The sequence below is a fragment of the Mesorhizobium sp. M7A.F.Ca.CA.002.15.2.1 genome (genome assembly GCF_003998715.1).
Taxonomy (GTDB): Bacteria; Pseudomonadota; Alphaproteobacteria; order Rhizobiales; family Rhizobiaceae; genus Mesorhizobium; species Mesorhizobium ciceri.
In genome coordinates this window covers 1-6,974 of the sequence record NZ_RZPI01000262.1, presented here as the reverse complement: position 1 = coordinate 6,974, position 6,974 = coordinate 1, and the positions used below count along the sequence as shown (strand labels likewise).

Genomic DNA, 6,974 nt, shown 5'->3' with positions numbered 1-6,974 from the left:
GCTATCGGCTTCCGCGCCAATGTCTGGAACATCGGCGCCGAGGGCCAGTTCACCATGGGCGCGATTGCGGCGAGCGGCGTCGGTCTTTTCTGGCCGAACCCGGACAGCGTGCTGCTGTTGCCGTTGATGTTCGTTGCCGGCATGGGCGCCGGCATGGCATGGGCGGCGATCCCTGCCTTCCTGCGCGCCCGCATGAACACCAACGAGATCCTGGTCACGCTGATGATGACCTACATCGCGACGCTGTTCCTGTCCTATCTCGTGCATGGACCGTGGCGCGATCCGGCCGGTTTCAACTACCCGCAGACGGCACTTCTGCCGACAGCCGCCCTGTTCGAATCCTTCGACCCGGCCTATCGGCTCAACCCTTCGATCTTCATCACCGTCGTCGCCGTGTTCGTGATGTGGCTGTTCACTGACCGCAGCTTCCTTGGCTACAAGATGTCGGTGAGCGGAGCGGCACCGCTTGCCGCCCGCTATGCCGGCTTTCGCGAATCTGCCGCCGTCTGGATCGGGCTGATGGCGGGTGGTGCGGCCGCCGGCATCGCCGGCATGGCGGAAGCCGCCGGGCCGCTCGGCCAGCTCTCGCCGCAGATTTCGCCCGGCTACGGTTTCGCGGCCATCATCGTCGCCTTCATCGGCCGGCTGAACGCCTTCGGCATCGTGCTTGGCGGGCTGTTGATGTCGCTGCTTTTCCTCGGCGGCGAAGGCGTGCAGATGACGCTGGGCCTGCCCTCGGCGCTGACGCGCATCTTCCAGGGCATTCTTCTGTTCTTCCTGCTCGCCGCCGACTTCTTCATTTTTTATCGCATCCGCCTGATACGGCCGGCCCGAGACACGCACGCGCTGGAGACAGCCTGATGGACTTGATCATCGCCATCTTCACCGGCACCGTCATCGCCGCCACGCCGCTGATATTCGCGGCACTCGGCGAACTGGTGGTCGAGAAGTCCGGCGTGCTTAACCTTGGCATCGAAGGCATGATGCTGATGGGCGCGGCATTGGCTTTCTGGGCCGTAACCGCAGGCTATCCAATGCCGGTTGCGATCCTGGCCGGCGCCCTGGCAGGTGCCGCCGCCTCGCTGCTGTTCGGCGTTCTGGCACTGACCTTCCTCACCAATCAATATGCGGCCGGACTGGCGCTGGCCATCTTCGGTTCCGGCGTGTCGGCCTTCCTTGGCCGCGGCTTCGGCAGCGAGCCTATCGAGGCGCTGCACGGCATCAACGTCCCTGTTCTGTCCGATCTGCCGCTGATCGGTCCGTTGCTCTTCCGCTTCGATCCGATGGTCTACCTAGCTCTGGTGATGTTCGCTGCCATCAGCTGGTTTCTCTACCGCACGAAGGCCGGGCTGATCTTGCGAACGATCGGCGAGTCACCGCAGACATCGCATGCGATCGGCTATCCCGTGATCAGGATCCGCTACATGGCCGTGTTGTTTGGCGGGGCGATGGCTGGCCTGGCGGGCGCCTATCTGTCCGTCGCCTACACACCGCTCTGGGTCGAGAACATGACTGCCGGCAAAGGCTGGATCGCACTGGCGCTGGTGGTTTTCGCCACATGGCGCCCGCTGCGCATCCTGCTTGGCGCCTGGCTGTTCGGCGGCATGACGATCCTCCAGCTGCAGGGACAGGCGCTCGGACTGGAAGTGCCGTCCGAACTGCTCTCGGCCCTGCCCTATCTCGCGACAATCATCGTTCTGGTGCTGATCTCGCGAAACCGGCAAATGCTGGCGCTGCACTTCCCGGCTTCGCTAGCAAAGCCTTTCCGTCCGGCGGGTTGAGCAGCAGGGTCTATTCCCTGTTGTAGGGAATGCCGAGCGCCACGGGCTGATGGGTGCGCGACCGCAAGCCCGCAAGCAGCACAAGTGACGCCACATAGGGCAAGACGAGGAACAGCTGGTGGGGGACAGGAATCCCCACCACTTGCGCATGGATGCCCAACGCCTCCAGAAACGCGAAGATGAAGATCGCTCCAACGATCCGGAACGGCATCCAGTTGCCGGCGATGATCGCGACCACGACCAGCCAGCCGCGGCCGGCAATGAGATCGGGAACGAACTTGTCCGAATAGCCAAGCATCAGGAAGGCGCCGCCGAAGCCGGACATCATGCTGCCGAACATGATCGCGAGGCACTGCCTGAGGCCGACGTGCAGGCCCTTGACGTCAAGCGCCTTCGGATTTTCGCCGACACAGCGCACCTCAAGGCCGTATTTCGTTCGGTAGAGAAAGAACCAGACGAGGATGGGCACCAGGAAGCTGACATAGGTCAGCAGGCGTTGGGAAAACAGCACCGGTCCCAGGATTGGAATATCCGACAGATAGGGGATCGGAACCTGGTCGAAGCCGATGAAGGTCGGCGCCTCGCGACCGCCAATATAGGCCTGGAACCAGAACAGCGTCACGCCCGATGCCAGGAGATTAAGGGCAAGGCCGGCTACGAATTGCTCGGCCTTCAAAACAATCGTGACGAACGACATGATCAGGCTGCTCGCGGCGCAGGCCAGGATGGCTATCGCCAGAGCCAGCCAAGGCGATCCGGTTGTCGAGGCAACCATGTAGGCGACAATGGCGCCAATCAGCATGGTGCCTTCGACAGCGATGTTCCAGATGCCCGCGCGCTGCGTGACAAGTTCGCCCATTGCCGAAAAAAGCAATGGCGTGGCAATGCGGACCATCGCCGCCAGGAGGCTTATCAGAAGCGGGCCCTGCAGCAGCTCAAGCATGGACTTCCCTCCTCACGATCTGAAGGCGCGTTGCGACGGCGGCACTGAGAAAGAACAAAAGCACCAGCCCTTCCATCGCCGACACCAGGCCTGCCGGCGTGCCACTCTTCAGCCGCATGTAGATCGTCCCGCTTTCCAGCGCGCCGAAGAACAGGGCGGCGATCATCACGCCGCTCGGGCGCAGTCCTCCCACCATGGCAACGACGATCCCCGAACTGCCGATGCCAAGCAGCGTCTCGGCACGCAGCCGGTGCGAGACACCGAAAAGCTCGCCGGCGCCAGCCAGTCCCGCCAGGGCCCCCGACATCAGCATGACGGTCAGCAGAAGCCGGCGCACATTGGTGCCGCGAAACGTCAGCGCGGTCGGGTTTGAGCCGAACGCGCGGATTTCGTAGCCCAGCGACGTCTTGTCGAGCAGCACCGCTGCGAATGCCGAGGCGGCGAGAGCGAACAGGAAGCCGACATGCAGCTTTCCCGCCCCAACAGCCAAGAGGATCGGCCACTCCAGACTTGGATCGATGGGCGGCGACTGGTGATAGGATACGGTCACGCCTGTCGCCATCCAGGGGCCGCCATCGAGAAGGTAGGCGAGCAGGTACATGACGACGTAATTCAGCATCACCGTCGAAATGATCTCGCTGGTGCCGAACCTGGTTTTCAGTGCGCCGGCCAACAGGCCGAGCACGCCGCCGCCCGCCATTCCGGCCAGCGCGAGTGTGCAGACGGCCAGCCAGCCTGGCAATGGCGCTATCCAGAAACTCACCCAATAGGCGGCCATCGCGCCGGCGAACACCTGCCCCTCCTGGCCGATGTTCCAGATCTTGGCCCTGAATGCGAACACCGTGCCCAGCCCGACAAGCAACAGCGGGGTCGCCTTCGCCAGCGAACCGAGCAATGCGCCTTGGCTGCCGAATGCGCCGACGATCAGGGCCGTGAAGGCCCTTGCAGGATCGCCGCCGGAAAGCCTCAGCAAAACAGCGGAAGCCAGGAGAGCACCTGATATCGCCGCCGAATAGCAGACGACGTTCCATCCCAGGCTGCTGCCCGAGCGTCGTTGAAATGAAATCATTGAATTCCCTGCGTAAGCTGGCTGGCATCGCCTGCCATCATCATTCCAAGTTCGAGGAGGCTGGTCTCCTCGGGTCGCACGATGCCCATGATCCGGCCCTTGAACATGACCGCTATGCGATCGCAAAGGCGCAGCAGGTCTTCGAGTTCCTCTGAGGCCAGGAGGATCGCAAAGCCCGCGGCCCGCTTTTCCAGGATTTTCTCGTAGACGAATTCGGAGGCCGCAACGTCGAGCCCTCGCGTCGGCTGGTTGGCCAGCAACAGCCGCCGCGCATGCTGGAACTCGCGGGCAAGAATGACACGCTGCGCGTTGCCCCCCGACAGTCGCTCCACCGGGAGGTCCGCCGAGGCGGTCGCGACCTTGTATTCGTCGATCTTGCGCCTCGCCAACTCAGCCAGTTTGCGGCGATCGAGGAACGGACCACGACAATATTCCGGCGATCGCTGCCAGCCGAGGACAAGGTTTTCGGCGGTTCCGAACTCCGGGATCAACCCTTCGAGGAAACGATCGTCCGGAATGAAACCCACGCCGCTGTCGAGAATCTGGCGAGACGTCGGCGCGGTGACCGGGCTTCCTTCCAGCGAGAAACCGCCCGATTGAAGCGCGCGGACTCCCATCAGTACCTCGAACAGTTCCTTCTGGCCGTTGCCGGCAACGCCAGCCAGCCCGAGAACCTCGTTGGCGGCGACGGTAAACGTCACGTCCTTGAGGACATCCTCGCCCCATTCGCCAACCGCCGACACCTTTTCGACCGAGAGGATTTCTCCCGCCGGCGTGACGGAATTGTCCCTGACGTTTTTCGTCACCTTGTGCCCGACCATGAGGGCGGTAATCGCCTCGGCTGTCGTATTGGCGGTGTCCACCGTAGCGACGACCTTGCCTTTGCGCAGGATGGTGACCCTGTCGGATTGCATCACCTCGCGCAGCTTGTGACTGATCAGGACAATCGACAATCCACGCTTGCGCATCCCATCAAGGATGACGAAGAGCTGGTCGGATTGCTGCGGCGTCAGGACCGCCGTCGGTTCGTCCAGGATCAGCAGCTCGGCACCGAAATAGAGTGCTTTGAGGATTTCCACCCATTGCTGTTCACCGACCGACAATTGCCAGATTTCGCGATCGAGGTCGATGTCGATGCCGCAGTCCCTGCAGAGGCCGAGAACCCTGCGGCGGGCATCGGCCTTCCTCAGCAGCAACCCGACATCGGCACTGCCGACGATGATGTTTTCGAGCACGGTGAAGTTCGACACCAGCACGAAATGCTGGTGAACCATGCCGATGCCTAACCGCAAGGCATCGGCGGGAGAGCTCAATTCCACCACCTCGCCCTTGAAGCGTATCTCGCCGCTATCGGCTTTGTAGTAGCCGTAGAGGCAGGACGACAGCGTCGACTTGCCTGCCCCGTTTTCACCGAAAAGGCAGTGGATCTCACCCTTGCGGATATCGAGATTAACCCCGTCATTGGCAATGACGCTGCCAAATCGCTTGGTAAGGTTCTGAACGTTCAGCAGGTCTTCCATTGGGTCGCACCGGGCTGCCTGGTTGATGTGTCTTACTTCACCTCGGCGGTGTTGAGCGGAACGACAAACTTGCCGGAAAGAATCTCCTGCCGCTTGGCAGATATTTCGCCCTTCACCGCCTGCGGGATCTTGCCGTCGAAATCATGATAGGGTGCGATGTCGGTGCCGCCTTCGGCCATCGAAAACCATTTCGGTTCGGCGTTGCCATTGAATTGCGCACCGGCCTTGTGTTTCAGCCATTCGCCGATGATCCAGTTGAGATCGGGCTTCCAGCTGATGATGGCGCTGGACGCAATGGCGTCGGGCGCGACCTTGCTCTGGTCGTTGATGTTGGCGAAGCACATGATCTTGTGCTCCTGGCAGGGCTTGAAATTGTCGGTCAGCATGAAAACGACGTCGGCGCCGGCCGCGATCTGCACATTGGCATGCTCAGCCGCCAGCGCATTGTCGGACCACGAGCCGATGAACGAAAGCCGATGCTGGATGTCCGGCCTGATCGACTTTGCACCCTCGAAGAACGCATTGATCTGGTCGTTGACGTCATTGGCTGGAAAGGTGCCGACGATGCCAACCATGCCTGTCTTGGTGGTATGGCCAGCCAGCATCCCAAGCAGGTAGGAAGGCTCATGCAGCCGCTTGTAGATCCAGTATTGATTTGGCCCGGCTGGGTGATTGCCGGAGCCGGTGACAACAAACATCAGGTCGGGGAACTCGACACTCAGCTTCTGGACCTGGTCCGAATAGGTGCCATGGCCCCAGATGATGTCGTATTCACCACTCTCTGCGTAGAAACGCATGGCGTTCTCAGCATCGTCTCCGTACAGCGGATCGGTATGTTCCCATGCAATCTCCAGCCCCTCGGGCCTTTCCTGTTTCAGTTGCTCAAGCGCGTCGAGCAGTGTCCGGTCCCAGCCGACGTCAGGCAGGTCCTGCAGGATAACAGCCAGTTTCAGCGTCTTTGGGACATCCGCGAATGAGCGTACAAGCCCCGACAGAAGCAGGGCGCCCGCCGTGCCCAGGATTGCCGTGCGTCGCGTAATGGTATTCGTCATCGCTTGATCCTCTCATTCCAGTCCGAGAACTGTCCAATGCCGCCCTGTCGTCATCCGGATGTTCTTGTCTTTTCCGGTTGCCTACTTGGAGGCGGCGATCGCCTGGACAACGTCCCCATGGCGTTGTTGGCAGCCGGTCTTCCGGCTTAGGTCCGAAACTTCCACGGCGAAGGTCGGCTAACAATGGCTGCGATTTCTTTCGCGCATATCCACAATTAATCATGTCCGAAAATGCGCCCATGACTAGAGCATAGTGCCGAAAAGTGTGAAGCGGTTTTCACGGACAAACGGAAACCGTTTGTCCAGACATCATGCTCTATCTCTTTGATCTAGAGGCGGATTCCGATTTCAGGTCGATTCGACCTGAAATAATCCGGCTCTAGTGTGCGCCGATACCGTTGCCGGCCACGACGCCATAACGCAGGCCCCTTTCGCGCAGCCAGCGGCGGTAGGCGGCCGACGCGGCGTCGGCGCGGATCGGCACCTCGGAACGGGAATCCAGCGGCAGCCTCTTCGGAACCTGATTCTCCAGGATCGGCTTGTCCTGACCCAGGATGGTCTGATGAAATCGCCTCCTCGACACAGGCGACGACATGCCAGTCGTTGAGC

6 protein-coding genes and 1 pseudogene are annotated in these 6,974 nt (G+C 61.3%); 2 read left to right on the top strand and 5 right to left on the bottom strand.

Annotated elements, in window-relative coordinates:
• Positions 1–861, top strand: an 861-nt coding sequence (locus ENZ74_RS16255; RefSeq protein WP_164761051.1) for an ABC transporter permease, incomplete at its 5' end; no start/stop codon positions are given.
• Positions 861–1,781 carry an ABC transporter permease gene (locus tag ENZ74_RS16250; RefSeq protein ID WP_082826540.1) on the top strand — a complete coding sequence of 307 codons (921 nt, stop codon included), beginning with the start codon at positions 861–863 and terminating at the stop codon, positions 1,779–1,781. The genes ENZ74_RS16255 and ENZ74_RS16250, both read left to right, overlap by 1 nt.
• Positions 1,782–1,791: 10 nt before the next feature.
• Here the strand turns inward: ENZ74_RS16250 and ENZ74_RS16245 are convergent, their stop codons facing one another.
• The 5 genes and pseudogenes from ENZ74_RS16245 to ENZ74_RS16225 all read right to left on the bottom strand — a co-directional run.
• Positions 1,792–2,724: an ABC transporter permease gene (locus ENZ74_RS16245; protein WP_013529890.1), complete on the bottom strand. Its 933-nt coding sequence runs from the start codon at positions 2,722–2,724 to the stop codon at positions 1,792–1,794.
• Positions 2,717–3,793 carry an ABC transporter permease gene (locus ENZ74_RS16240; RefSeq protein ID WP_013529889.1) on the bottom strand — a complete coding sequence of 359 codons (1,077 nt, stop codon included), beginning with the start codon at positions 3,791–3,793 and terminating at the stop codon, positions 2,717–2,719. Before ENZ74_RS16240 ends, ENZ74_RS16245 begins: the two co-directional genes overlap by 8 nt.
• Positions 3,790–5,313, bottom strand: coding sequence for an ABC transporter ATP-binding protein (locus ENZ74_RS16235; protein ID WP_013529888.1), 1,524 nt, complete (start codon positions 5,311–5,313; stop codon positions 3,790–3,792). Before ENZ74_RS16235 ends, ENZ74_RS16240 begins: the two co-directional genes overlap by 4 nt.
• A gap of 32 nt (positions 5,314–5,345) precedes the next feature.
• Positions 5,346–6,365: a BMP family protein gene (locus ENZ74_RS16230; protein WP_013529887.1), complete on the bottom strand. Its 1,020-nt coding sequence runs from the start codon at positions 6,363–6,365 to the stop codon at positions 5,346–5,348.
• A gap of 379 nt (positions 6,366–6,744) precedes the next feature.
• Positions 6,745–6,974, bottom strand: a pseudogene (locus ENZ74_RS16225) (hypothetical protein); the annotation flags it as partial.

Coding starts and splice junctions, on each gene's coding strand:
- ENZ74_RS16250 (WP_082826540.1), top strand. CDS start 861: ATGGACTTGATCATCGCCATCTTCACCGGCACCGTCATCGCCGCCACG.
- ENZ74_RS16245 (WP_013529890.1), bottom strand. CDS start 2,724: ATGCTTGAGCTGCTGCAGGGCCCGCTTCTGATAAGCCTCCTGGCGGCG.
- ENZ74_RS16240 (WP_013529889.1), bottom strand. CDS start 3,793: ATGATTTCATTTCAACGACGCTCGGGCAGCAGCCTGGGATGGAACGTC.
- ENZ74_RS16235 (WP_013529888.1), bottom strand. CDS start 5,313: ATGGAAGACCTGCTGAACGTTCAGAACCTTACCAAGCGATTTGGCAGC.
- ENZ74_RS16230 (WP_013529887.1), bottom strand. CDS start 6,365: ATGACGAATACCATTACGCGACGCACGGCAATCCTGGGCACGGCGGGC.